The sequence below is a fragment of the Paenibacillus naphthalenovorans genome, assembly GCF_900099895.1.
Classification (GTDB): domain Bacteria; phylum Bacillota; class Bacilli; order Paenibacillales; family NBRC-103111; genus Paenibacillus_G; species Paenibacillus_G naphthalenovorans.
This window is the reverse complement of the sequence record NZ_FNDY01000003.1, coordinates 280926-303992: the sequence shown is the minus strand read 5'-3', so window position 1 is coordinate 303992 and position 23067 is coordinate 280926. Positions and strand designations below refer to the sequence as shown.

General features: G+C 51.1%; 18 protein-coding genes and 2 pseudogenes. 1 reads left to right on the top strand and 19 read right to left on the bottom strand.

The window, feature by feature from the left end:
• Positions 1 to 241: 241 nt before the first annotated feature.
• The 8 genes and pseudogenes from BLT35_RS05335 to BLT35_RS05300 form a co-directional block, all read right to left on the bottom strand.
• Positions 242 to 508, bottom strand: a complete 267-nt coding sequence (locus BLT35_RS05335; protein WP_023554895.1) for a type II toxin-antitoxin system RelE family toxin — start codon at positions 506 to 508, stop codon at positions 242 to 244.
• A complete protein-coding gene (locus BLT35_RS05330) occupies positions 492 to 728 on the bottom strand; it encodes a hypothetical protein (protein ID WP_023554896.1) in 237 nt (78 codons plus the stop codon). The genes BLT35_RS05335 and BLT35_RS05330 overlap by 17 nt, the downstream gene beginning before the upstream one ends.
• Before the next feature lie 346 nt (positions 729 to 1074).
• On the bottom strand, positions 1075 to 2349 hold the full coding sequence (locus tag BLT35_RS05325) for a Wadjet anti-phage system protein JetD domain-containing protein (protein ID WP_083351195.1): 1275 nt from the start codon (positions 2347 to 2349) through the stop codon (positions 1075 to 1077).
• Positions 2350 to 2373: 24 nt separating this feature from the next.
• Complete coding sequence (locus tag BLT35_RS05320; RefSeq protein WP_074727205.1) at positions 2374 to 5829, bottom strand: ATP-binding protein; 3456 nt, start codon at positions 5827 to 5829, stop codon at positions 2374 to 2376.
• A complete protein-coding gene (locus BLT35_RS05315) occupies positions 5798 to 6406 on the bottom strand; it encodes a DUF4194 domain-containing protein (RefSeq protein ID WP_023554899.1) in 609 nt (202 codons plus the stop codon). Before BLT35_RS05315 ends, BLT35_RS05320 begins: the two co-directional genes overlap by 32 nt.
• Positions 6407 to 6412: 6 nt before the next feature.
• Complete coding sequence (locus BLT35_RS05310) at positions 6413 to 7828, bottom strand: Wadjet anti-phage system protein JetA family protein (RefSeq protein WP_074727223.1); 1416 nt, start codon at positions 7826 to 7828, stop codon at positions 6413 to 6415.
• A gap of 304 nt (positions 7829 to 8132) precedes the next feature.
• Positions 8133 to 8330, bottom strand: a pseudogene (locus BLT35_RS05305) (RNA polymerase subunit sigma-70); the annotation flags it as partial.
• A 205-nt stretch (positions 8331 to 8535) separates the two neighbouring features.
• Positions 8536 to 9063: pseudogene (locus tag BLT35_RS05300) on the bottom strand (TRAP transporter large permease subunit); the annotation flags it as partial.
• Between the two features lie 43 nt (positions 9064 to 9106).
• Here BLT35_RS05300 and BLT35_RS05295 point away from each other — a divergent pair.
• Positions 9107 to 9877, top strand: a complete 771-nt coding sequence (locus BLT35_RS05295; protein ID WP_074727203.1) for a DeoR/GlpR family DNA-binding transcription regulator — start codon at positions 9107 to 9109, stop codon at positions 9875 to 9877.
• Between the two features lie 172 nt (positions 9878 to 10049).
• Here the strand turns inward: BLT35_RS05295 and BLT35_RS05290 are convergent, their stop codons facing one another.
• The 11 genes from BLT35_RS05290 to BLT35_RS05240 all read right to left on the bottom strand — a co-directional run bounded on the left by BLT35_RS05290 (position 10050) and on the right by BLT35_RS05240 (position 22969).
• Positions 10050 to 10616 carry a nitroreductase family protein gene (locus tag BLT35_RS05290; protein WP_062409175.1) on the bottom strand — a complete coding sequence of 189 codons (567 nt, stop codon included), beginning with the start codon at positions 10614 to 10616 and terminating at the stop codon, positions 10050 to 10052.
• Between the two features lie 32 nt (positions 10617 to 10648).
• A complete protein-coding gene (locus BLT35_RS05285) occupies positions 10649 to 11494 on the bottom strand; it encodes an alpha/beta hydrolase (protein WP_074727202.1) in 846 nt (281 codons plus the stop codon).
• Complete coding sequence (locus BLT35_RS05280) at positions 11484 to 12242, bottom strand: alpha/beta hydrolase (protein WP_074727201.1); 759 nt, start codon at positions 12240 to 12242, stop codon at positions 11484 to 11486. Before BLT35_RS05280 ends, BLT35_RS05285 begins: the two co-directional genes overlap by 11 nt.
• Positions 12243 to 12266: 24 nt before the next feature.
• A complete protein-coding gene (locus BLT35_RS05275; RefSeq protein ID WP_074727200.1) occupies positions 12267 to 13289 on the bottom strand; it encodes a FecCD family ABC transporter permease in 1023 nt (340 codons plus the stop codon).
• Positions 13282 to 14289, bottom strand: coding sequence for a FecCD family ABC transporter permease (locus BLT35_RS05270; RefSeq protein WP_074727199.1), 1008 nt, complete (start codon positions 14287 to 14289; stop codon positions 13282 to 13284). The genes BLT35_RS05275 and BLT35_RS05270 overlap by 8 nt, the downstream gene beginning before the upstream one ends.
• Positions 14290 to 14306: 17 nt before the next feature.
• Positions 14307 to 15308 carry an ABC transporter substrate-binding protein gene (locus BLT35_RS05265; RefSeq protein ID WP_074727198.1) on the bottom strand — a complete coding sequence of 334 codons (1002 nt, stop codon included), beginning with the start codon at positions 15306 to 15308 and terminating at the stop codon, positions 14307 to 14309.
• 103 nt (positions 15309 to 15411) lie between these two features.
• Positions 15412 to 17061: an AraC family transcriptional regulator gene (locus BLT35_RS05260; protein ID WP_083351194.1), complete on the bottom strand. Its 1650-nt coding sequence runs from the start codon at positions 17059 to 17061 to the stop codon at positions 15412 to 15414.
• Between the two features lie 453 nt (positions 17062 to 17514).
• Complete coding sequence (locus BLT35_RS05255) at positions 17515 to 17838, bottom strand: SCP2 sterol-binding domain-containing protein (protein ID WP_062409181.1); 324 nt, start codon at positions 17836 to 17838, stop codon at positions 17515 to 17517.
• Positions 17839 to 18021: 183 nt separating this feature from the next.
• Positions 18022 to 19710: a long-chain-fatty-acid--CoA ligase gene (locus BLT35_RS05250; protein WP_074727197.1), complete on the bottom strand. Its 1689-nt coding sequence runs from the start codon at positions 19708 to 19710 to the stop codon at positions 18022 to 18024.
• Positions 19711 to 20009: 299 nt separating this feature from the next.
• Complete coding sequence (locus BLT35_RS05245) at positions 20010 to 21059, bottom strand: HD-GYP domain-containing protein (RefSeq protein ID WP_074727196.1); 1050 nt, start codon at positions 21057 to 21059, stop codon at positions 20010 to 20012.
• Positions 21059 to 22969 (bottom strand): flagellar assembly protein A, encoded by a 1911-nt coding sequence (locus tag BLT35_RS05240; protein WP_074727195.1) that lies wholly within the window; start codon positions 22967 to 22969, stop codon positions 21059 to 21061. The genes BLT35_RS05245 and BLT35_RS05240 overlap by 1 nt, the downstream gene beginning before the upstream one ends.
• Positions 22970 to 23067: the final 98 nt, after the last annotated feature.

Sequence of the window (23067 nt, the reverse complement as noted above, 5' to 3'; positions counted from 1 at the left end):
TCTCTCCACCAGTTGCCCGTCAGCTACGAGGCGACTTGGCTCTTACCTCGGCCGGACTTGCACCGGCTAGTTGTGCCTAGCTTGGCTAGGCGCGCGTAGAAGCAGAAAACCGGTCCCCACGGACCGGCATATCGCCCATGTAGCTCGTCCACCCTTACTTCGCAAACCGCGCCGTTAGCTGAAATTGCTGAAGATCTGAAGAAAAGTAAAAAGGCCTACCCTGTAAGAATAGACCTAGAAGTTAAGATTTATATACATCACCACGAGAGCCAATTTTAATTACTTGGATAAGTAACTTATCATTCTCAACTGAATAAATAATTCGATAAGAACCCACTCGTAATCGATATTCGTCCATTGTTCCTTGCATCCTTTTGATATCGAGCTCTGGATGATAAGGGTCTTCACAGAGAATTTGTAGATGTTGAGTAATTCGAATACGATTCGTCCTATCTAATTTTTGTAAATACTTAAGAGCATCTTTATAGAACTCAATTGAGTAAGTCATCGATAACATCCTTAAGTTTAATACTCTCGCCACGTCTAAAGGATTCTTTAGCTTTTTTAATTGCTTCAATATCATCTTGAGTAGTTGGCTCATCATCCCAAGGGATATGACGATACTCTTTATTTGTGACTAATTTTTCCAAGAAATCAGCAGCGATTGGAAGGGCTTCTTCAGGTAATTGTTGAATTAATTTGTTCAAATGATCTTTTGAAACTGCCATTCGATCAACCCCTATCTAGAAAAGCTAAATTAATTTTATTATAACACGTACTTAATGAAATTTCATAAAGATCGTACGGGCTATTTCAAGGTAGTCAGCAACATCAGCTAACACCGTATTCACGCTTCGGGCCATACGGCCCTTGGTCTGCCCGAGGCATTTCGGGGGAGAAGATTCATGCAGACAACCCTGCGAACCTAACCGCGTCGCGGCCGGCAGCTACGCTGCCTTAAGGTTCTCGGATTCGTGAATACAAGAACGTTACCTGAACCCCTCGTCAAAGATGAGTGGTCTGGTTTTCCTCCATAACAAAAAGTCAGAAAGTTAATGTCCATTGTTTTCTTCTTTAATCCAATTCCACAATACTTTCCTGTTCCAAGCGTATCCTTCGATCAAGCATCGTTTGCAGCACCTGCCTCCAATGGGTCAGTCGGGTATCCTTTAGAGCCTCCTCAAGCTTTCCGGCATATTCATCGCTGATTGACGCCGCTGAGGACTCGTAACGAAGAAGCGTCTCCGCATCCATTAGCATGGGCCTCAGATTAGAAAAGAATTTCTTCCGCAGGTATTCAAAAATCCGGATTCCTCCCAGATCAATATCACCCCAATGATACACTTCAATGTTCTTTTCCGATGCCGAGGCCAAATGCTCTGCCAGTCTACACAAAAAGGATTGCAATGACCGATGGGGAAATCCCCCGGTATATAGAACAAGCTCTGTGTCGCGGAGCTCGGAAGCGTGTTCGAGCCACAGATGATAAGTCGCCAAGTTTTCAATTGTTACTATCCGAGTGGCAACTGTTTGCACTTGATACATTTCTTCCACCGTTTTATCCGATAAGCCAACCCCACCGGCAAACACTCCAATATCAACCTTACGACTGTCGGTAGTACGGAATGAAAGAGGCCCGCTTACCAGCACAATTTGTGGATTTTTGGCCACCCCGAGGAAATCAAGCCATTCTTCCTCGGTTTCACGCTCCTCTCCTGATGCCTGCTTGGCGAGCGAAAGCAACCTTCGTTGAACGTTTCTTTCCATGTGCTTGGAGTCCTTGAACAGCCTCTGGCTAAGTAATCTTATTGGAACGGCTCGCTCGAGCCTAGGAAGCTCCAGCAATACACAAACAAGATCCTTATACCCCTCTGGATCGTCCACCTCCAGGTGGGCAGTTTTACCTTCGGCTAGCGATACATCGGCTTGTTCAGACCACACCCTGACCCATTCCCAAGGATGGCGGGATAAGGGAGTAAGGATGTGCCGCAAGCGTTCCAGCTTGTCCCGCTTCGGCATCCGCCCCGCAACGCGATAAGCCGTCTTCAACTCACTCCATCGCAGATAGATTCTTTCCAACTGCTCGCCGGTGCGAAACCGGGCCCAATTGAGTTCAACAAGTCCGAGCCGCTCCAACTCGGAAGCTGCTTCGTTGATCCAAATTCGTTTACGGAAATCCATTTCGTCTGTATAATCTTGCCAGAATGGACTTTTGTTAAGAGATAGCTGCGGCCTTTGCTTGGAAGGCTGCCCGGTTACAAAAGACTGGCTTAACTCGTATTTGTCCAACAGGAGGTTTAGCAGCTGGGAGACAAATTTGGATTTATATGGCGTTTCATGAATCTCCAAGCAGATCACCCCTTACCATAAAATCTAGAATAAAAAGCCTTGACCGTTTCCTTCATCCGCATCATCGGCTGAGGGGGATTTCCCGTTGTCAACGTTCGATAAATTCGATGCGGCAGCCGCCTCAGCCTCATATTCCGCTATTTCCACGGCTCCCGCTCTCGCCATCTCGTCTTCCGCCCCGTTGTCCCATTTGTCAATCATGTCTACATAACACTGGTAGTTATGCTTGCTGACGAACAGCGTGGTGGACACCTCAGGAGCCATATGCTGCATCTTCTCATCGGGAACGGCGGCAATCAGCTGCAGACCCATTTGCTTAATCAACCGCAGACTGGATTGAATCCGCTGCTCGTCCATTTTATTGAACGCTTCATCGAAAATGACAAGCCGCGTGCTTTTTCCGGAATATAAGTGGTGGAAGGAAGCCAATATCGCAATATAGAACGGTGTCTGCGTCTCGCCTCCCGATTTCTCCTTCAGCACTTGCGAGAAGCGGTATTTGCCGTTGCCGGATGTTACGATAATATCGAAATCCAAGTATTGCCGATAGTCCGAGAACTCCTCCAATTGTCCGGCCTCACCTTTGACCAGAAGATCGAACAACTCATGCAGAACCTCGGTACGATCATTGTCCGGTAATTCGAACAATGAACCCTTTTCCAAAAGCATGGGATCCATCACGGCATCATAGAAGCGCTTGTAACGTTCACTAGGGGAAACCTCAAAATGATACTTGTCGTCGGAAAAAGGAAAATGCCTCAGCGCATAGTTCAGCTCGTGAAACTCCCTACGGGCCATCTCGATCGCTTCCCTTAACCGAAAAATAAAGTGGGACTTGAACTCCTCTTCCGATTCTTTCAAAGCCGCCGCAACTTTATCCTGATATTCCGGAATATTCAGGTGTTCGATCGTTTCAAGCAGCCGATCGTAATCCTCGTTCGTGACCTTCTGGATGTCGGCGATAAAATTTTGATCGATATTATATTTTTGCCGCATTAATTGCAGCTTGTTGAACTGGCTGTCGCGCAGTGTCTGCTGACCCTTCCAGCTGCCTTCCCAATTTTGGATTTTCTGCCAAGTGGAGGCGGACGAATTGCATGCTTCTTCGTATCTTTGCATCGCTCCCGCTTCCCGCTCGCTGCCGTGCTCATTGATCCAATTCCGCCATGCGGCTTCGTACTCTTGCACCTTAATCCGAAGCAAGTGCAGCTTTCCTTCCGCTTCGGACTTTTTCGATTCGGTTTCCGTTTGCTTTTGGAGTAAGGATCCCCATTTTTGTTGCCACTTCTGTTCATCCTTCTTCCACTGCTCATACTCCGCCTGCAGCCGCTCCGCTTCGCTGAAATCGAGACCATTCAGTTCCTCTGTCTTCTGCAATAGCATTTCCGAGCATTCGTGGATATGCCGCATCAGGCCAAGATGGTCGGCAAGCTTGGTACAGCCCGTTTCCTTCAATTTGCCGATCCATTCGGAAAGGTGTTCACCCCAAGCATACAGCATGCGCCGTTCGTCCTGGGCAGACACCAGCTCGGAGCGGCGGATTTCCAACTGGCGGGCGATCGCTTTGGCGCCTATGAACGGAACCTCGTATTGCTCCTTGCGCATCTGCCGGGCTACCAGGTTGTTGTAAACCATGCATGATTGGGTCACCGCTGTACGATGGTGTCGCAGTTCCTGCTCGTTTGCAGCCTTCATCACCTTGCCCAGCAAATGCTCGACGTGCGCCTGGATTACGGGATGCTCCGCCTGCAGCTCGAGTGCCAGGGAACCGGTTACGGCCGTTCCCAAATACCGCTTCTCCTTCTCCGTATCGACGAGACCGACGCCTTCCAGCCGATAGGTTCGCTTCTCCCTTTCATAAATAGACAATGCCTCTGCGAAACATTCCGGTTCAACCAACAGATCGAAGCGCTGGGTGTTCAAATACCCTTCCACCGCATTACGCCAAAGCTCTTCCTTGAGCTCCATGTGCTCGCAAAACACCCAAACCGCCGAGCGGCCCCGCAGCCGTTCCTCCAAGATGCCCTTCAACTGGCGCACCGGTTCGGCATAGCTGCGCTTCTGCTGCTCCAGATCACGAATGATCGTTCTTAACTCTTCGATTCGAGCGTCCGTTTCACCCAGCTTTTCCTGCAACTGGTTATGTTGAACGAGCATCCTGTCACGCCACGCCGTTAGACCTTCTCCAATCTCAGCCAGATCCCGTGTCCACTCTTCTTCCTCATGGACTTCAATGATTCCGCAACGTGCCACAGCGTCAAGACGCGCCAGGCTCTCCTGATAACTGCGAAGCGTCTCCCTCTCTCCAGGCTTCCATGTCCAGTACGGATTGTCCGGCCAATCGTACAAGTTCGCCAATAGCTGAAGCTCCCGTTCAATTTGTCTCCGATACGTGAGCAAGAGCCTCTCTCCCTCGCTCTGTTGAGCGGTGAGCCGGGCAATGTCCTCGTGCAGCTCTTTCTTGCGCTTCTCCGCAGCATGGTTCTGCCAGCGCTGGTAAGCATCCTGCTGCTTGTCCCGGGCTTCCGCCTGCAACCGGGCGGCAAGGTCAATATCATCCGCAAGCTGTCGCAGCTCTTCTTCCAGCCGGACATTGTCCCGTTCGGTCTGCTCCAGATTCTCACTCTCGTAATCCGCTTTCAAGCGCCGGATCACATAATCCTGCTCAATGGCAGTCTCCTTGTATTTGGCATACTGGGCATAACACTCACGTATGGATTGCAGGTGCAGCTTCTTCTCCTGAAGATGCTCCAGCTCCTGGCGATACCGTTCGTGGATCTCGAAATTTTGCCGCATCAAATCCAACTGCAGCTCTTTTCGGTCGAGTATATAATCGTTGACAAATGCACGGATATTCTGGATCGGCTTGAACGAGAGCGCTTTGGTGAATATTGTGAAAAACCGATCATGAAGCTGTCCCATCCGGGCGAGTAAGGCTTTCTGATAGTTGGTCTTGTTCCTTTCAAACAAAGCCTTTTTTCCGGAGAGCCCGCTGACCCTGACGCTTTCCCCACCGTAGCGCTTGCGGAATTCGTCTCGATTGAGCAGCTGGCCGTTGGATTTGACAAACTGCAAATCATCCAACCGCCGATCTGACAAAATGAAATACTCTTCTTCCCCGGTCGTGCTTCCTCGGTATACATCAATCGCTACCCCGACAACGAACCATTCCTTACGGTCCTCGTCCCGGAATTCAGCTGCAATATAAGTCGTAAAATCGCCGTCCCTCAAAAAGGAGCGCTCGTCGCTGCCGATTTTTCCCCTAAGATAATTGATAAAGCTGCGTTTGGCGTCATCGTGTGCAGCCGCATTGAACTTGATCATTCGATGATCAGCAACGAAAAGCACCTGCAGCGCGTCAATAATCGTCGATTTTCCCGCGGCGTTCTGTCCAGTGATCAACGTCTGTTTTCCGAATTCCAGCTCCTCGTCCTTGAAATAATGCCAGTTAATCAGACGCAGCCGCTTCATCCATTTCATCCAGCAATCCTCCCTCCGCGTTCGTCAGGTACAATTCTAGCTTATCAAGTAACGACTGCATCTCATCCGTCTGAATCATATAGATCCAAGTATGGAACAGCTTGAACCGGGCATCATCGGAACGAATGTCGGAATCCAGCGGTTCAATCAATTGGGCCTGTACACACAATCTAACCAGCCTGTCCAATGCGGTACGGTTTACCCATTCCAGCCGGAACGTCTCGTACTTGCTGCGAATTTCATAAAGGGTAATCATAGGATAATCCGCCAGCGATAGGCCTTGCCTCTTCTCCTCATATAGTAAGCGCAGCACCAGCAGCCATAGTGTCTGTTCCCGGTCAAGCCTACGGCGAAGACGGCCATCGGGAATATGCAGATAGACGCATTCATGCCGCTCGTCCACGACAAGTTCCCAACCAAGGAATCGATAATAGCCCTCCAACGCGGTACGGTAGCGACGAATTGTCGCATACAACTCCCGGTCCTTGTCTTTGATCAGAAGGTTAACCTCCATGAGTCGCTGGATTACTTCTTTGACCTTCGATTGTTCAGAGTCGCTCAAATCTTGAAACATCATGAATCGTTATCCTCCCCGCTCTTTACGGACAATGTCGTGATTGTGGAATCGATATCTTCCGACACTAACCGTCTGCCGCTTGCCTTTCCGGTCCAAGCTGAAACGCGAGCCACCATCCGAGCCATACAAATAAACATACCCCAGCATAAGAAATTCCTCGGCACTACTTGGAGCGAGCTCGATCAGTTCCATGCGCTTTCGGTCACCAAGCCGGGTCATGACGTAATCATCCACTTTTTTACGGGTAATGGCCTTGCGCATTTTCTCTACGTTCCTCTGTCGCAGCTCCTCCATCACGTGTGCCGGAATCGGAACCGTAACATGGGTCTCCGGCTGATGAGCCATCCTTCGGCGGCGCGGCGGCAGGAGTGACTGCTCTGACCATCCGCGAACCTGATTAATCGCGAACAGCGAGTATTCCGCATCCTGCTTTTGCTGGCCGAGCAACTCCAGCAGACGTGTCAACCGGCGGTCCAATCCTTCATGCTGCTGACTCAAATATCTGGCCCGGTCGTAGGAAGAACGAAGATACTGGTTATGCCGCACATCAATCTGATAGAAAATCTCTTCCAGCCCGACAAAGGTTTCTTCAATGAAGAATAAAGCTTCCTTGACGGCATATTCCGCTTGTTCAACCGTTTCATACAGCTCGCTCTTGACGCCGTCCATTGCAGCTTCCTGCAGCAAACCCCGATCTAGGAGCCACTTCTGAACCGTATGAAGGATTTGAAAACGATAGCGCGCCACATGATCCGACGTTTTGAGCCGGTGATAGCTTTTATCTACAATTTGCGATTTATAGGTTTCAAAATGATGGTCCAGCACTTCGCGAATCGAAGTTTTTTGAACAACTGTCTCCATGTGATGCTTCATATTATTGTATAACCCAATCAATTCATGGCGAAATTGCCTTGTTACCTGTGCCGCCTCCATTACGGCGAAACAAGGGCGCATTTTGGCCTCCTCGCCGGTAAGAAGCTGATAAGTTACAAAAGCAAACCGTTGATATTCGACCGTCCGTGCTTCGCATAATTCCTGAAACACCGCAATCAGCCGGCTGGCATAATGGGGAAGTACAATATAAGCTTCGAACTGGCTGCGGGTTTCCACATCAATCCACTTCGCCCGTTCCAGCCGTCGCAGCAATGCATTGGCCTGAGCTCTGGAGACATCCTCTAACGTAAGCTGATCCTCTCTTCCAGCTCCAACCGGCTCATCCTCATCGGCAGAAATGACCATACCCGTTTCTTGTTGAGTCTCCAGCAGCTCCTGCAGCAGATCCCGCATGACTTCATAGCGAATGCCGAACCGCTCCCTTTGCGAATGCTCGTATAAAAGCAGCAGTGCTTCCGCATATATCTTCCGATTGGAACCCGTCAGAAGATGAAATAATCCTTCCGGTACTACATCAAACAAGTTCATCATACCGCGCGCATACCCTTTCGGAGAAAAATGTCGATACTTTATTATACTAGATTTGGAAGATATGAAGTATGGTAGAATACGGCTATTCCCTTCAATCTTAATGGCAAGCTCCATTGGTATACGGAATACTTGCCGTACAAGGCTCTCAAGTATCGGTATTAACTCCAGAAGAAGCAGAAAACCGGCCCCCTCGGACCGGCTGATTCAGGCTCCATATAGCTCGTCCACCCTCACCGCACAAACCGCCCGCTGCACACAAAACGCGCTGCTTCCTGACGTCGGTTCGTGTTCACAACGTGTTGACAATGTGAGCCACGAGCCGCAGATTGTGCTCTATCAACAAATTGCGGGAATGCTGATTCCCTTCAGCCATTAATCGTAAATGCTTCTCTTCTTCATCTTCAGCGAGCGGTTGGGGAAACGCATTATTTTTAACGTACGAAACCAGCAGCATTAACTCTTTAATAAACAAGGCAATTGCAGAAAAAAATCCAGGCACCTCAAGCCACCCCCATGATGAAAGTAGTACTATTCTATGTGGGCCGCAGCCTATCAGTGCCTGTACAGAACAAAAATACTATACCCTTACTCCCTCAACTATAACTTTCCATCGCAGGTCCCATCTGTGATGATATTACCCACTACTGCAATAGGATTTTCGGCCATTTCATGACACGATCGCGAACAACCGCATTTTCGAACGTCAGCCCTGCGGCCGTAATGATTGGCATAAGCACCGGCGTCAGTATAAGAACCGTAGGGGTCAAATCCATCGCCGTGCCTACCAAGAAAACGACCAGGTTGATGGCCAAAAGCAGGAGCAATTTATTTTCCATCAACGGACCGAGCATGGCCGTCAGCTCGCCAGGTATGTTAGCTACGGTGATCAACCATGACGATACCATTGCCGCTGCTGCCAGAAACATAACGATACTGGTCATTTTGCCCGAGGCGACCAAGACATGAAACAAATTCTTCAATTTGAGTTCTCGGTACACGACGAGTCCGACGAACAATGCGTAAAACGCCGCTACGACCCCCGCTTCAGTGGGTGTGAATATGCCGAATTTCAGGCCGCCGATAATAATGGCCGGCAAAACAAGCGCCCATAGCGCCTTGACGGTCGCCGTCACAATTTTCTTCCCTGATTTTTTGGGAAACACTTTAAAGTTCGATTTGCGGACAACCAAATACCAGGCAATGGTCAAACCGATGGCAAGCATGAAGCCGGGATTATTGTGATAATATCGAATCAAATGAGGGGTGTAATTATCAATGGCTATAGCACGTGAAGAAAAGATTCTGGAAATTCTGCAAAAAAACGGGACAGTTTCCGTGAATGAACTCATCGATATATTACAAGTTTCTCCGGCTACCGTCCGTCGTGATCTGGAGAGACTTGAGCAAAAAAACAAGCTCCGGCGGACTTATGGAGGAGCAATCGATATTCAATCCGTAGGCTACGAGCCTTCATATAGTATGCGTGTAGGGGATTGCACTGTCGAAAAAAAAGCCATCGCGAAAGCAGTGACACAATTGATTCAGCCGCGTGAAATCGTGGCTTTGGACGCCGGGACAACAACCACTGAGGTAGCCAAGCTTTTAGTGAACATTCAACCCTTGACTGTCGTGACCCCATCGCTTACCATTGGTCAAATGTTTGGCGAAGCGGATCGTGAAGAAATAACCGTAATCTTGTCCGGGGGAATCCTGAGGAGTAAAACCCTTTCCCTGGTTGGGGATTTATGCGAAGAAGTGCTATTAAAATACCGCTGCGACAAAGCCATTATCGGATGCAACGCATTATCGCCGGAACTGGGGGCCATGAACACGAATTTGCTTGCACTGGGAGTGAAAAAATCGCTTGTCTCCATAAGCAAAAAGTTAATTGTGGTGGCCGATCATACCAAGATCGGACGTACGGCTCTGGCCACCTCTGCTTCAATTGAACAAATCGATACCCTGGTCACCGATTGGCAAACCCCTGCACATCTGGTTGAGGAGTTTGTGAATAAAGGCATTCATGTCATCGTCGCCCAGCCATAATTCGGGGCCTGTGAACCTGATCGGAATCTCCGGTCGGGTTGTTTTAGGTTTCAGATACTGGGCCGGGAAATAAGTTTGAGCATGCGGAAAACGTCCGTAAAAATAAAAGTACCGTCCCCGAGTGGTAATCAGGGACGTCTGTGCACTTGCTGTTTCGTCTTTCCTTCCGCCATTACACTCTATCAACCACAGTAATGCGCTCCGCCGCCAGAATTCTCGGCTGAGCTTTAGGAATTTGAGCCGGGTATCCGATGTGCAGATTGCCCAGCACCTTTTCTCCAGGCAAAATCCCCATCGTCTCGCGAAATACGGGGTGATGCAGCCAACCGTATGTCTCCCATACCATGCCGATTCCCCGTTCCCAAGCCAGCAGACTGAGGTTGTGAATAATACAGCTGGTCGAAGCGTAGTCTTCTTCCCTGACGACCAGATTCGGATCTTCCTTCATAATGACGGTCATGATCATCGGGATAGCCATGATTTTATTGTAAAACTTCTGACCGACCTCTTTTTTCAGGGCCGGGTCGGGCTCCCTGCTTTCCTTCATCGTCCGGACCGCTTCGGCCATCTTCCTGCGGCCCTCGCCGTAGGTCAGTATAAACCGCCAAGGCTGGGTCATATGATAATTGGGTACCCAGACGGCAGTGTCCATGAGCTCCATAATAAGCTCGGGCGGGACTTCCCGGTGTTCAAAAGCATGAATGGAACGGCGTTCCCTGATTAATCGCGCGAGCTCCATGAGTCCGCGACCTCCCTTCAAATGATAAATGGTTAAAGTCTGCCTCCAGGCTCCCCGCTCTCCGCTAAAGCGAACCGCAGTGCCCTATTGATCAGAGGCAGCAGTATGGTAATGTGCCCCTCGTCCTCCAGTTCCATGAATTGGAGCCGAATTCCCCGTCCAGAAAGAGGCTCTACCGTTTGAAACAGCTCCCTGGCATCCTGGATCATAAACGGCTTCTCCCTGCCGCCCACGGCCATCAACACCGCTGCCGGCAGGGCCGCGTCCTCCCGCCTATCCGCCAAACGGCGTGCGGCGTCCAGCAGATACCGGTTGTTCCACCAGATGGACGGGCTGCCCGCCACATAGGTTTGGAACGTTTCCGGCCGGTTCAGCCACACATCCAGTGTAAAAAGCCCGCCAAGCGAATGGCCGAACAGGGTTTGCCGGTTCCTGTCAATCGGAAAGTCCCGTTCGATCGCCGGCTTCAGCTCATCCTCAATGAAAGACAGGAACGCATCGGCTCCTCCGGTTTCGGGCCAAGGGGACCCGTCGGGTCTGACCGGCAGCTTGGCGGAGGCGGGCTTCGTGTAATCGTAAAATCTTCTTGTTGAATCCAGCGGCTCATCCGTCGGATAGCCAATCCCGACAATGACGGCAGGGCCGAACCCGTGCGGCTTGCGGGATTGCAGCCTGACCGCTTCAGCCATCGTTCCGAATACGGCATTGGCGTCCAGCACGTAGATGACGGGAAACCCCTCGGGAGGCGCCTCATGCGCCGGTTTGAACACAAAAATCCGGTACTCCCGGTTCCCGTTCCGCGAATACATGACTCTCGCTTCCGTATGGACGATGGCATACGGCGGAACGGGTTCTAAAGCTGCTTTTTTATACGGCATCAAACAACCACCTCAACGCACTTGGAAATCGCCTGCAAAAATAGGAGTGTTCGTGTACAGCTCCTTCTTCTGTCACCAGCGTCAATCGTTCTTCGGAAAAGCCCTTTTGTCTCAAGATCGCATGCGCTTGTCCGGTTAGTGGAACCATGTCCTTTTGAACGGTCTGCTTGCCGACCCCTTCCAGGCTTCCTACATCCATATAGATTTTCATTTTGCCGTGGTCCATCGCATGCGTTCGCATATAGTCTACAAACCCTTCGAACCAGTACGAGCCGGAGATGGAACCGATTTTACCGAACACGCCGGGGTACAGGTAAGCCGCATACATCGAGATCAGCCCGCCGAGCGATTTGCCTATGACGGCTGTATGCTCCGGGTCCGCGGCTGTTCTGTAAGAGGCGTCCATGTATGGCTTCAGCTTGTTGGCGAGAAAAGAGAGGTACTCGCCGCCCTTCCCGCCGAAATCGCCGTAATTGTATGGTGTGGAAAGGGCCTTCGCAAACCAGGGCGTATATTCGTCCATCCGGTTTTTGGATTCCACCCCGACCAGGATCACCTCCAACAGCGACCCATCCGCAAACATGCGTTCCAGCTCATAGAGGGCTTCACTCTTGGCCGGATCAAACACATCGCCGAGATCATGCACATAGACTACGGGATACTTTTTCGAGTCCGTTTCATAGGTTTGGGGAAGGTAGATCAGGAGTTCCCTGCCCTCGAATTTTTCCCGAACGATCTTGCCCTTCATTGCCCGCTCTCCCTTCTTTATATCCTAAGCTTTGGCTTTAAACAGCAAGTAGACGAAATACGGGACGCCAACTATCGAAATCACAATGCCCACAGGCAGCTCGGCAGGCGAGAACACGGTTTTGGCGATCAGGTCGGAGACAATGACCATCATCATCCCGATCAGTCCGCAGACGGACATCACCCGCCGATGGCGCAGACCGACAAGACGCTTCGCAATATGCGGGGCAAGCAATCCGACAAAGCCGATGCTGCCCGACACGGACACGCAGGCACTCACCAGTCCGATGCTGCCCAGCAAAAACAAGCTTTTCTCTCTTTCCGCGCGAACGCCGAGACCTTTAACCGAGCTTTCTTCCAGCTGAAACACATCGAGCAGAGGCGCCCTGCGCATGAGAACGGGCACAAGCACGATAAACCACGGCAGCATGGATGCGATATAGACCCAGTTGGCATTCCAAATGCTTCCCGTCAGCCAGACGGTTGCCATTTCAAAATCTTTGGCGTTCATTTGCAGGGAAAGGAACATGGTGAACGCGCCGAAACCAGAACCGATCGCAATCCCTGTCAAAACTAAACGCTGCGGATCGAGTCGTCCGTTCTGCCAGGCAAAGAAATAGATAAGTGCGGCGGCGGCCAAACCTCCGATAAGACCGAAGAGCGGCATCATCATAATGGCTGTCCATCCGGTACGGATGACATTCCCTTGAAAGAAAAACATAAATAATACGATCGCCGCACCGGCACCTGCATTGATGCCGAGAATCCCCGGATCCGCAAGGCCGTTCCGGGTCACGCCTTGAATCACCGCGCCTGCGATACCGAGGCCGAAACCGACCAACGCCGCAATGACGATGCGCGGCAGACGAAACTCAAACAGTACCATATCGTGATCCGGCTGCGGGTGAATACGGAGCAGCGTACGCAGCACTTCAGAGACTGTCATGTCAAATTCGCCGTTGGTCAGATGGATGTATACCGCCGCCGCGATGACGACGAAGCAGCCAAGCTGTACATGCCACAAGGGCCTTTCTGAGCCTTTACGCATGCTTGCCGCCTCCTCTCTTGCGAATCAAATAGAGGAAGAAGGGCACGCCGAAAAGTGCGGTTAGCACCCCGATAGGCGTCTCGAACGGATAGTTGAGAAACCGGCTGAGAATGTCGCACAGCCCCAGAAAAAGTCCGCCCAGCACCCCCGCACACGGAATGATGCGGCGATAATCGACGCCGACAAAAAATCGGGCGATATGCGGAATCAGCAGCCCGACAAAGCCGATTTTGCCGGCCAAAGCGACGGAAATTCCCGTCAGAATGACGACAGCTCCTGTAGCGGCCGCTTTCACAAGCAGAGTACGCTGGCCCAAACCGACGGACACTTCCTCGCCTAGCGATAAAATCGTGACCGACGGGGAAATGCACAACGCCATGACGATGCCGACAACAGCAAACGGGATGGCAAGCTTGATCAGTGTCGGATCGAGCTGGTAAAGCCTTGCGTTATACCAGAAGCTGATATTTTGCGAAACTTGAAAGTACGTCGCTACCGCCGCGGAAACACTGCTCAGAAACGTTCCGATAATCGTCCCGATAATTGCCATTCGAACCGGGGACAAACCGCCGGGCAGCAGCGATGCAATGCCGAAAACGATCCCGACGCCCAAAGCGGAGCCGATTAAAGAGCATACGATCAAATCCATTGACGAGGCCTCCGGCAGCAGCACCATTCCCAGCGTAATAGCGAACGCCGAGCCGTCCGTAACCCCCATAATAGAGGGGGATGCCAAGTAATTCCTTGTCATCCCCTGCATAATGGCCCCGGATATGGCGAGGAAGGCTCCGATAAGTAGTGCCCCGGCAGCCCGGGGAACCCTGGAATGCATAATAATCTGATGGTCCACATTTCCCTTATCGAAATGAAAGAACGCGTTCCACACCGTGCTGACATCCATCGATTTTGCCCCGTAGCGTATGGATAAGAGCATGATGAGCATGATCATAACGGGGGCAATGCCGAGCAAAAACGCGGTGTAAGAAATCCGAAGCCTCATACGTCAACCGATCCCTCTCATTCGGACAGCTTCTGAACAGCTGCTTTCAGAAAATGGATTTTGCTCCAGGATGTGCCCCCTTGTGCGAGCGGATCCACGACATTGACGAACACCTTATTGTTTTTCACCGCGTTGATGCTTCCCCAGATCGGGTTGTTTTGCAGCTCCTCCAGCGATTTCAAATGATCCTTGTTCTCGTCCTCGGAGAATTGAAGGAAGATCGCATCGGGGTTCATGGCGCTGAACTGTTCTAAAGAAATGGTTTGCTGCGCTTTGGCTGCCTTGACCTCATCCGGCACGTCCATTCCAAGCTCTCCATAAATCGTCGGGTTGAAGAAAACGTCAGCCGGATAAATATTCAGGGCTCCGTTGCGAATCCGGACCGTCACGACTTTCTTCCCTTTCCACTTCTCGCCCAGCTGCTTTTTCGCCGCTTCGACATCGTCCTTATACTGCTTCAGCACTTTCTCGGCTTCCGCTTGCTTGCCGGTCAGCTCGCCCATCAGACGCAGATTCGCTTCCCAGTTGGTAGCAATATGGGATACCTGAATCGTCGGAGCGATTTTCGCCAGCTTCTCCACCACCTCCGGCTGGAATTTAGTTGTGCCGAGAATGACATCCGGCTTCAGCTTCAGAATCGTTTCCATGTTCGGCTGCGTTTTCTCGCCGATCGATTGCGAAGACCCGGTAATCGGCTTGAACAGGTCGGGGAACTTACCGCCGACCGTTATAGCGCCGATCGGTTCAACCCCCAGCACAAGGGCGTCCTCCATCGCTTCCAGAGCGCCCGTTATGACGATTTTGCCGGAGGGCACGGTGACCGTATATTGCTTGTCCAAATAAATGATTGTTTTCGTTTGACCCGCAATTGGCGGTTCCTTCGGTTTCTCGGCAGTGCTTTCCGATGTTTTATTCCCCGCAGGGGCGCCGCCCGTCGCCGGCGCTGCTTGGTTTGCGCATGCGGCTAAAACCAAGATGAGTAATACGATGAAGCTAAAGCTTACAAACTTCGTTTTCATGATGCTGATGTCTCCTCCCAAGCTTCTTCGATTCAATTGATAACAATTCTCATTCGCAATTATAAAACATCGCCTTGGCCTGAACCATGGACGAAATCCTGAATTAACATGGACGATTTCCTGTTAGCAGCCTGAGCGTCTCGTCCACAAGACGGTCGTGCGAGGAAGCCGAATATTCACGCCAAGGATCGGAAGAGATGACATAGACCTGATTGCGGCTTACAGCCTTTAAGCTTTGCCACGACGGAGAGAGCTGCAGCGATTCCCAATGCAGGAGCGATTCCGTCTCCTGGCATACGTTTACGAGGATATGGTCCGCATCGTAAACGTGCAGCCGCTCCGGGGTTACCGGTTCTCCAGTAAAAACTTGATCGATCGCATGCGCGGGAGTCAGCTGGAGATCCCCGTAGAATACCTCGATGATGCTCCGGTTGGCATAAACCTGACAGCGGTCCTTGTATATGCTCAGCGTCAGGAACGTCTCGTTCTTCGTTTTGTGCTTCAAACGCTCCCGTACGGCTTTGACTTTCCGGTCATAATTGTTAAGCCACAGCTCCGCTTCCTTGGGGATATCGAGATATTCGGCGGTCAGCCTCAACTGCTCCCGCCAGTCGGTATGCTTCCGCGGGATATAATATACGGGAGCCGCCTGTTCGAGCATCTCCTTCTCCCCGTCCTGCAGTTCGTCGGTACTGATGATCGTATCGGGGCGCACCTGAAACAGCGTTTCAATATTGGATTTCCAGTGCTCGTTATGGCGGTACGCACTAAGATGGACCGGTATATCCGAACGGTATGTTCGGTAATAATACGCTGTCCACTTGGGGTTAAGAGGAGCGGCGTAAGGGATCATATGGAGCGCAAGCAGGTGCCCGGTCACCCCGGCACCGTATGCAGCGATCTTGCGGCGGCGTTTCGACATGTAGGTCGTCGGCGGGCAGCCCGTCTCCTTTTTGAATTTGCGGCTAAAATAAAATTCATCGTTATAGCCGACTTGATGGGCGATATCCTTCAGCCTCGCGTTGGATCTTGCCATCAGCTGCTTCGCCTTGTTCATCCGCAGGGCTGTCAAATAATCGACGGCGCTGATGCCGTACAATTTTTTAAACAGGTCCACAAAATACTTAGGGCTTATATCCGCCAGACGGGCCAGCTGCTCGATCGAAAGATTTTGCTGGTAATGGCTGTCCATGTACGCTTTCGCGCGCTCCAGCGCCGAATGCGAATCTTCGGCCGAGTGGCGTCTGTTCTCCAAGATAGAGTACAGCAGTTCCTGGAACACAAGCTGCCCGCGGAAACGCTCCAGGCTGTCACGACTCTGCCTGTGCAGATAGGCGGTATGACACAATGCGGCCAAACGAGCCCCGGATGGAACCGGGATTTCGCCACGCTCCGGGAAGAAGCCGGCTCCGCCGCTGCAGCGTACGGCATCGCGATTTGAACCGGCTATGCGGTAAAGCTCGTAGCGAAGCAGAAACAATCCAAGCCCATCCTCGGACTTCGCCGCAGCCCCGAACGTCTCTCCCGGAGGACAAACATAAACCGCATCCTGCCTCAGCCGATAATGTTGGCTGCCGATCGATAACCGTCCTTGCCCTAACGTGGCAACGATTAAGACATATGATTCGGTGAACCGCTGTTCCATCCTCCATTCGCAGCCGCCTTTCATCAAATCGATGTCCAGAAGATGAACCATCAAACCCTCCGCCTCATGAGCCCACGGTCCTGTGCTTTCCGTCCGGATCGAATTCATCGGCCTTCACCTTCTCCTTTTAACCGAATCATGCTGACAAATAGGTTTGTCCGCCTTGTTCACTTGGTACGCTTTGTCCGCTTATGAATGTACGGATTCGATCATTTCATAATTGATAATGGTTATCATTATCAATTATGAATTATAGCAATATGACTTCGGGTTGACAACTGCAATTTATGGGCGGCAGCAATCGGCCTTGCTTCTGTCGGCTTCCAGATCATGAACCGCTGCTCAACATACCGCAAATGATGCTCTACCGACAGCCTTTAGGAATCGGATTTACCCGGTCCCTATACTCCGTTCTTTTCGGCCAGCCGCATTTTTTCCCCATTTTTGATCAGCTGTATTGAATTGGCTCCGGATCTATGTCTCCATATCAAAACAGGGTGTCCCTCAGGCCGGATTCGACCTGTCGGAGCACCCTCATTGAAGTCAGAACTACCCTGAAATTTATGAATAAGCCTTCAATACCTCTTGCAGCCGGAAGGCGACCGTCATTTTTCCTTCCACCTTTAGATCCCCCGACATATACGCGGCTGCCGCGTTCAGTTGACGGTTCATCAGCTTGCGGAGCGTCGCCTCCGTCATCGTCAGCTTGCAATCCGCAGGATCCGGCGCCCCCTCCTTGAGGCTCACCTGTCCTCCATGAAAGCGTACCTGCAGCACATTGTCATCTGCCAGATGAAATTGATATACCGCATTCAGCGACCGGATCGCCTCGGGGCTGCCGTTCATTCGATCCACAAGTCGCTGAAGCTCATCCCGAATGGCCATAGCTCACCTCGAAGATCAATGGATTCAAGTGGCGGAACACCAAATGAAACGTACCGTCACCCGTTCCGGCTGGCTCTCTTCCAAGACACCGCCGGGCATTTCAGAACATGTCCGGTGCCGCCTCCGGTCAAGCCTTTTCCGCCGGCAAGCTTGCTCGTTGTTCCCCATCGAAATCGTTTCAGATCAGCTTTCCACCGTATCGTCATCCGTCTTCTCCGCTTCTTCTTCCTCAAGCTTCCTGCGCAGCACCTTGCCCACTAGAGACTTGGGCAGCGTTTCGCGGAATTCATAAACATGCGGTACCTTATATGCTGCGAGTCTTTGCCGGCACCAGAGGTTCAATTCTTCCGCACCTGCCTCACTGTTTTTTTTCATCACCAAATAGGCTTTTACCGTCTCCCCGCGATAAGGGTCGCTCACTCCTGCCACCACAGCCTCCTCAACCTCAGGATGTTCATAAAGCACTTCCTCGACTTCCCGTGGATAAACGTTGTAGCCGCCGGCAATGATCAAATCTTTCTTTCGGTCCAAAATGGTAAAAAAACCATCCTCATCCATCTTCGCCATGTCCCCGGTGTACAGCCAGCCATCCCGCAAAGCGGCTGCCGTATCCTCCGGACGATTCCAGTAGCCTTTCATAACCTGAGGGCCGCGAACAATCAGCTCGCCGATTTCCCCCGCCGGCAACTCCGTATCGTGATCGGGATCGACGATCCGGGCCTCCGTGTCGGGTAACGGAATGCCGATCGATCCGATTTTACGTTTCTCCCATATATTGTTCGCATGAGTGACCGGCGACGCCTCTGTTAAGCCATAGCCTTCGACCAGTCTGGCGCCCGTCATGGCTTCAAACTTCTGCTGAATCTCCGCCGGAAGAGGAGCCGCGCCGCTGACACACACCTCCAGAGAAGACAATGTACTGCCGGTTAGCGCATGACGGATCAAACCCGCATACATCGTCGGGGCGCCCGGGAAGATCGTCGGCTTCACCCGTCGTACGGTCTCGACCAGCAGGGCGATCTCAAATCGCGGCAGCAGAGCCATCGTTCCAGCCAAATAGACCGATTTGTTCAACAGCACCGTTAAGCCGAAAACATGGAAAAAAGGCAATGCAGATAAATAAACCTCGCCTGCCTGCTTTGAACGGTAAGACCAGAGCCGGTTTTGAATCGTATTGGCGACCAGATTATAATGCGTAAGCATCACGCCTTTGGCCCGCCCTGTCGTCCCGCCCGTGTACTGAATCAGTGCGAGATCATTCTCCGCATCCAGCTTGACGCCGCACGGCTCCGGGGATGCCCGGCGCAGCAGCTTGACGAACGAATATACGCCTTCCCCATAAATAACATCCCGTTTCATCTTCTTCAGTTTGGCAAATAGGGGATACAGCCAATTTTGCGGTATCGGCAAATAGTCCTTGATAGACGTGACGATGATCTGCCGGATTTCCGCCTTCTCCTTTACCTGGTAAACCCGGTCGAAAAGCAAATCCAAAGTTACGATCACGGTCGCCCCCGAATCCTTGAGCTGGTACTCCAGCTCCCGCGGTGTATACATCGGATTCGTCATCACTACCACTCCGCCCATCAGCAGTGTGCCATAATAAGCGATCACGGTCTGCGGGCAATTGGGCAGCATGATCGCTACGCGATTGCCCTTTCTGACGCCGAGGCGGATCAGCGTATTCGCAAACCGGTAGGCTGAATCGAGCAGCTCCCGGTAAGATATTTTTTTACCCAAAAAATCTAAAGCGATATGCTTCGGATAGGTCTGGGCGGATTCCTTCAAGAAATGTGCCAAATTCTGCTTCGGATAATCAAAGGTCGGTGGCACCTCGGCAGGATAATGCTTGAGCCAAGGTTTGCTGGTCATTGAAACCACCTCCACATCGGGCTAGTCATGTCAAGCTGCGCTTGGTAAGCAAACCGCTTCCGGATCAACTGATGTTTTGCCAGGGTCGTCCGAAAACGTTTACATATTCCTGTAATGGATAATATATGATTCCGGCTAACCCGATATGACTTTCCTTCACCTTCCGTTGTCCTCAACAGGCCGCCTCTACGAGGCTCTGTGGAAATATTCATTGTTGACGATCGGCGCAGAAAGCCATAAAACGCGAAAAAGCGCCCTTATCGGCGGAGAAACCGCCCGGCGCCCTCGATGATCATCCACTATACAGAAACGGTTCCCCCGTCGCGCAGCCTTCCGATCTTTAACCCCGGCCGCTTCCTCAGGTCGATAAACTGACCGGACCCATACACCAGGGGACGACAAGGATCCGCTTCATGAACCATGACTACCGTTGCTTGCGTTCCATCAGACAAGTCTACACGGCTTCCAATCGTACATTCGGTCACATGCCGGACAAAGCAGCGGACAATACCCGGATCCAGCATACCATAAGCATGATCGGCGATGCTTTGAAGCACATCAAATAAAGGCAAAGCATTTCGGTATGCCCTCTTAGAGGACATTGCATGAAACACGTCGGCCACAGCCACGATTTTGCTAACCTTTTCAATGCGGTTTCCCGGTAACCCCGCAGGGTAGCCGCTGCCATCCTCCCGTTCATGGTGCTGCAGCGCGGCCAAAGCAATCACCGGATCCAGCCCCGGTTCGCGAACGAGGAGATCATAACCGTACCGGGCGTGGCGCTTGACTTCACGGAACTCCTGTTCATCCAATTGGCCCGGCTTTTGAAGGATCGATTGCGGAACGAACAGCTTGCCCACATCGTGAAGAAGGCCGGCCAAGGTGATTCGAACCCGTTCATTTACGGACAGGCCGAGCCATTTGGCCAGCAATCCCGCCATCACGCCGACTCCGACACTGTGCTTGTACGTATCTTCATCCTGCTTCTCCAGCGTCAACAAAATGCGGTACGTATCCGAACGGCCCGAAATACGCATGATGGCCGGCAGAACCGTACGGCATACCTTGTCGACAGGAACCCTTCCGGCGGCGCGGATATCCGCAAACATCTCCTTCATCTCACGGATAGCAAGCCGTACAAGCTGCTCAGGCTCAAATTCCGGGAGAATCACATCCGTACTGTCAAGTTTAAGACCGTGCTCTTGAAGCGATTTAAGGCTTTCCGTTGTAAGAATGGAGGAAGCTGGCAGAATTAATAGTCCATTTCGATTATATATATTTTTATTCAACCTCTTGCCCAGCAGATGCGATTTTTCTATCAACGGGTGTAAACCTTTATCGTCCGTCATCACGCCAATTTACCGTTGGTCTGTTGATTTTGAATGCCTCTGGCGGAATATACGCGGCTTTTTACCCATTCCATATCGATCGTCTGATTCTCGATGTGATCCAGAATTTCGATGCAGTAATTTTCGATGCATACCCTGCCGGAGCTCATGCTCTTCAGAATAATTTTCGTCTTGGACCTCAAAACAGACGGAGCCCCCGTCTGACCGCCGACCATCATGGCGGAAATCATGCCGTCCGCCTCCAAACGGGAGCCTCGGCATACGGCATCTTTGTCATAAAATACAATATTGGCCGCTGAGTACAGGTCGCTTTGCAGCACCCCTTCTTTTCGGATCAAAATGTCGCCGTTGGATTTGAGCGTGGATAAATGGCACTGCCCGATATCGATCCGTACTTTGGCTTCTTGCATGCTGCCGACATGCTGGACCGTCTCCCTGAGAGAATTCAAAATGCCGAGAATCGTTCCGTGAGAAATCAATTGCGGCATCCGGGAGAGCTGAAGGAACCGTTCCAGCATGTCTTTAAGATTCAGCCAAGCCGTCTTGTCTCGGGACCGGATATTGATAATTACCGATAACGCTTCTTTGGCCAGTTTATAAATATCTTTAAACTTGTTTTCCACGAGCAGTAAAATAATTTGTCCGTAATGGGGCTTCTGCCCCTTCTTTTCCACCATCTCGAAAAGAAGCTTCGCTGCTTCAAGCAGCTGTTCGAATTGGGACATTAACAATTTGGAATTGTTGTAAAGCCGGTTATACAACACCCCGAAATAACCGGAGTACAGATTGCTTTTGATCGCATTGCCTTGAATGTAAATGCTGCCGGTTGCCGTGACGGTAGCGTTGTAGACACTGCCTGAGATATACACATTGCCAAGCGACTCGACGATCATGCTTTCCATCACGTTTCCATAAATGATAATGTCGCCGGAAAAAACAATATGTCCCGTTTCAATATTGACATCGCCGGGTACGATATAAGCCTTCGTAATATCAAAAAACTTCGTTTGGTTGCCGGTGATGCGCGGTCTTCCTTCTCTAAGAGCGATAACGAAGCCGTCCTCCCGGATTTGCACCCCGTCTTTGGCTACAATAACAATATCCTTCGGTTCTTTTGGCCGAATGAAATTGCCATATACGTCGTAGCCGACGGTCCCTTCTTCCGGCGGAATTTTTCGGGCGATCACATCTCCCGGAGTGACCGAAGGAATATTTAAATGATTTCTGTAATCGACCACGCCCCCGATTTCCACATACTGATTTTCCACCTGCTCTGTGAAAAAGAGCTGCAGCTCCGCATCCTTTCCGGGAACCGGAGGCTTTCCCCGCGCGATCAAAATCGGCTCGAATGTCGGATTAAGCACTTCCTCAAACACTGCCCCGATGTTCCGGTTTTTCGTGATCGACAAACGATCCAGCTCAAGAATAATATCGTTAAACTCCAGTTTGTTAAGAATAATCGATTGGTCTTCTTCCGCTCTGAGAACCAAATGGGCAGCAGGCTCGCACTCGCTGAGCTTCCATACATACCTGACGGGTGAATGCACAAGCAGGTAGGCTTGCATACGATCCTCGGATACCTGAATTTCAAACAATGGAGATTCCTCTACGGACCACTCCAGCTTGTCCTTGGATGTTACGGTTACCGTACCGGAGACCGCTTCTCCATTTACAGTCAGCTTGACCGGGGGTATAGCCTCAATGGTAAGGGGCGACATCTCGTCATCCGACGTATGTACAAAAATTTCATTTCCGCTTACACTAAACCAGCCTCGGTTCGTATTTTCTTTATGCCCGCCGAGAGCTTCCTCTTTGGAATAATCCGACAAACCGGCACCATTCGGCGCTGAATCCAACGCCAACGATTTTATCATTTTGACCAATTCCATTTCCGTAATAGAGTCGGACATCCGGACTACCTCCTTCCTCTGAATCAAGCGTTTTGCAGCTTAGAAAAAATGCACCTTCTCCAGCCGGGGAAAGGTGCATGAAAAATACGTTCCTTCCA

Coding starts and splice junctions, on each gene's coding strand:
- BLT35_RS05335 (WP_023554895.1), bottom strand. CDS start 508: ATGACTTACTCAATTGAGTTCTATAAAGATGCTCTTAAGTATTTACAA.
- BLT35_RS05330 (WP_023554896.1), bottom strand. CDS start 728: ATGGCAGTTTCAAAAGATCATTTGAACAAATTAATTCAACAATTACCT.
- BLT35_RS05320 (WP_074727205.1), bottom strand. CDS start 5,829: ATGAAATGGATGAAGCGGCTGCGTCTGATTAACTGGCATTATTTCAAG.
- BLT35_RS05315 (WP_023554899.1), bottom strand. CDS start 6,406: ATGATGTTTCAAGATTTGAGCGACTCTGAACAATCGAAGGTCAAAGAA.
- BLT35_RS05310 (WP_074727223.1), bottom strand. CDS start 7,828: ATGAACTTGTTTGATGTAGTACCGGAAGGATTATTTCATCTTCTGACG.
- BLT35_RS05295 (WP_074727203.1), top strand. CDS start 9,107: ATGGCTATAGCACGTGAAGAAAAGATTCTGGAAATTCTGCAAAAAAAC.
- BLT35_RS05290 (WP_062409175.1), bottom strand. CDS start 10,616: ATGGAGCTCGCGCGATTAATCAGGGAACGCCGTTCCATTCATGCTTTT.
- BLT35_RS05285 (WP_074727202.1), bottom strand. CDS start 11,494: ATGCCGTATAAAAAAGCAGCTTTAGAACCCGTTCCGCCGTATGCCATC.
- BLT35_RS05280 (WP_074727201.1), bottom strand. CDS start 12,242: ATGAAGGGCAAGATCGTTCGGGAAAAATTCGAGGGCAGGGAACTCCTG.
- BLT35_RS05275 (WP_074727200.1), bottom strand. CDS start 13,289: ATGCGTAAAGGCTCAGAAAGGCCCTTGTGGCATGTACAGCTTGGCTGC.
- BLT35_RS05270 (WP_074727199.1), bottom strand. CDS start 14,289: ATGAGGCTTCGGATTTCTTACACCGCGTTTTTGCTCGGCATTGCCCCC.
- BLT35_RS05265 (WP_074727198.1), bottom strand. CDS start 15,308: ATGAAAACGAAGTTTGTAAGCTTTAGCTTCATCGTATTACTCATCTTG.
- BLT35_RS05260 (WP_083351194.1), bottom strand. CDS start 17,061: ATGAATTCGATCCGGACGGAAAGCACAGGACCGTGGGCTCATGAGGCG.
- BLT35_RS05255 (WP_062409181.1), bottom strand. CDS start 17,838: ATGGCCATTCGGGATGAGCTTCAGCGACTTGTGGATCGAATGAACGGC.
- BLT35_RS05250 (WP_074727197.1), bottom strand. CDS start 19,710: ATGACCAGCAAACCTTGGCTCAAGCATTATCCTGCCGAGGTGCCACCG.
- BLT35_RS05245 (WP_074727196.1), bottom strand. CDS start 21,059: ATGACGGACGATAAAGGTTTACACCCGTTGATAGAAAAATCGCATCTG.
- BLT35_RS05240 (WP_074727195.1), bottom strand. CDS start 22,969: ATGTCCGACTCTATTACGGAAATGGAATTGGTCAAAATGATAAAATCG.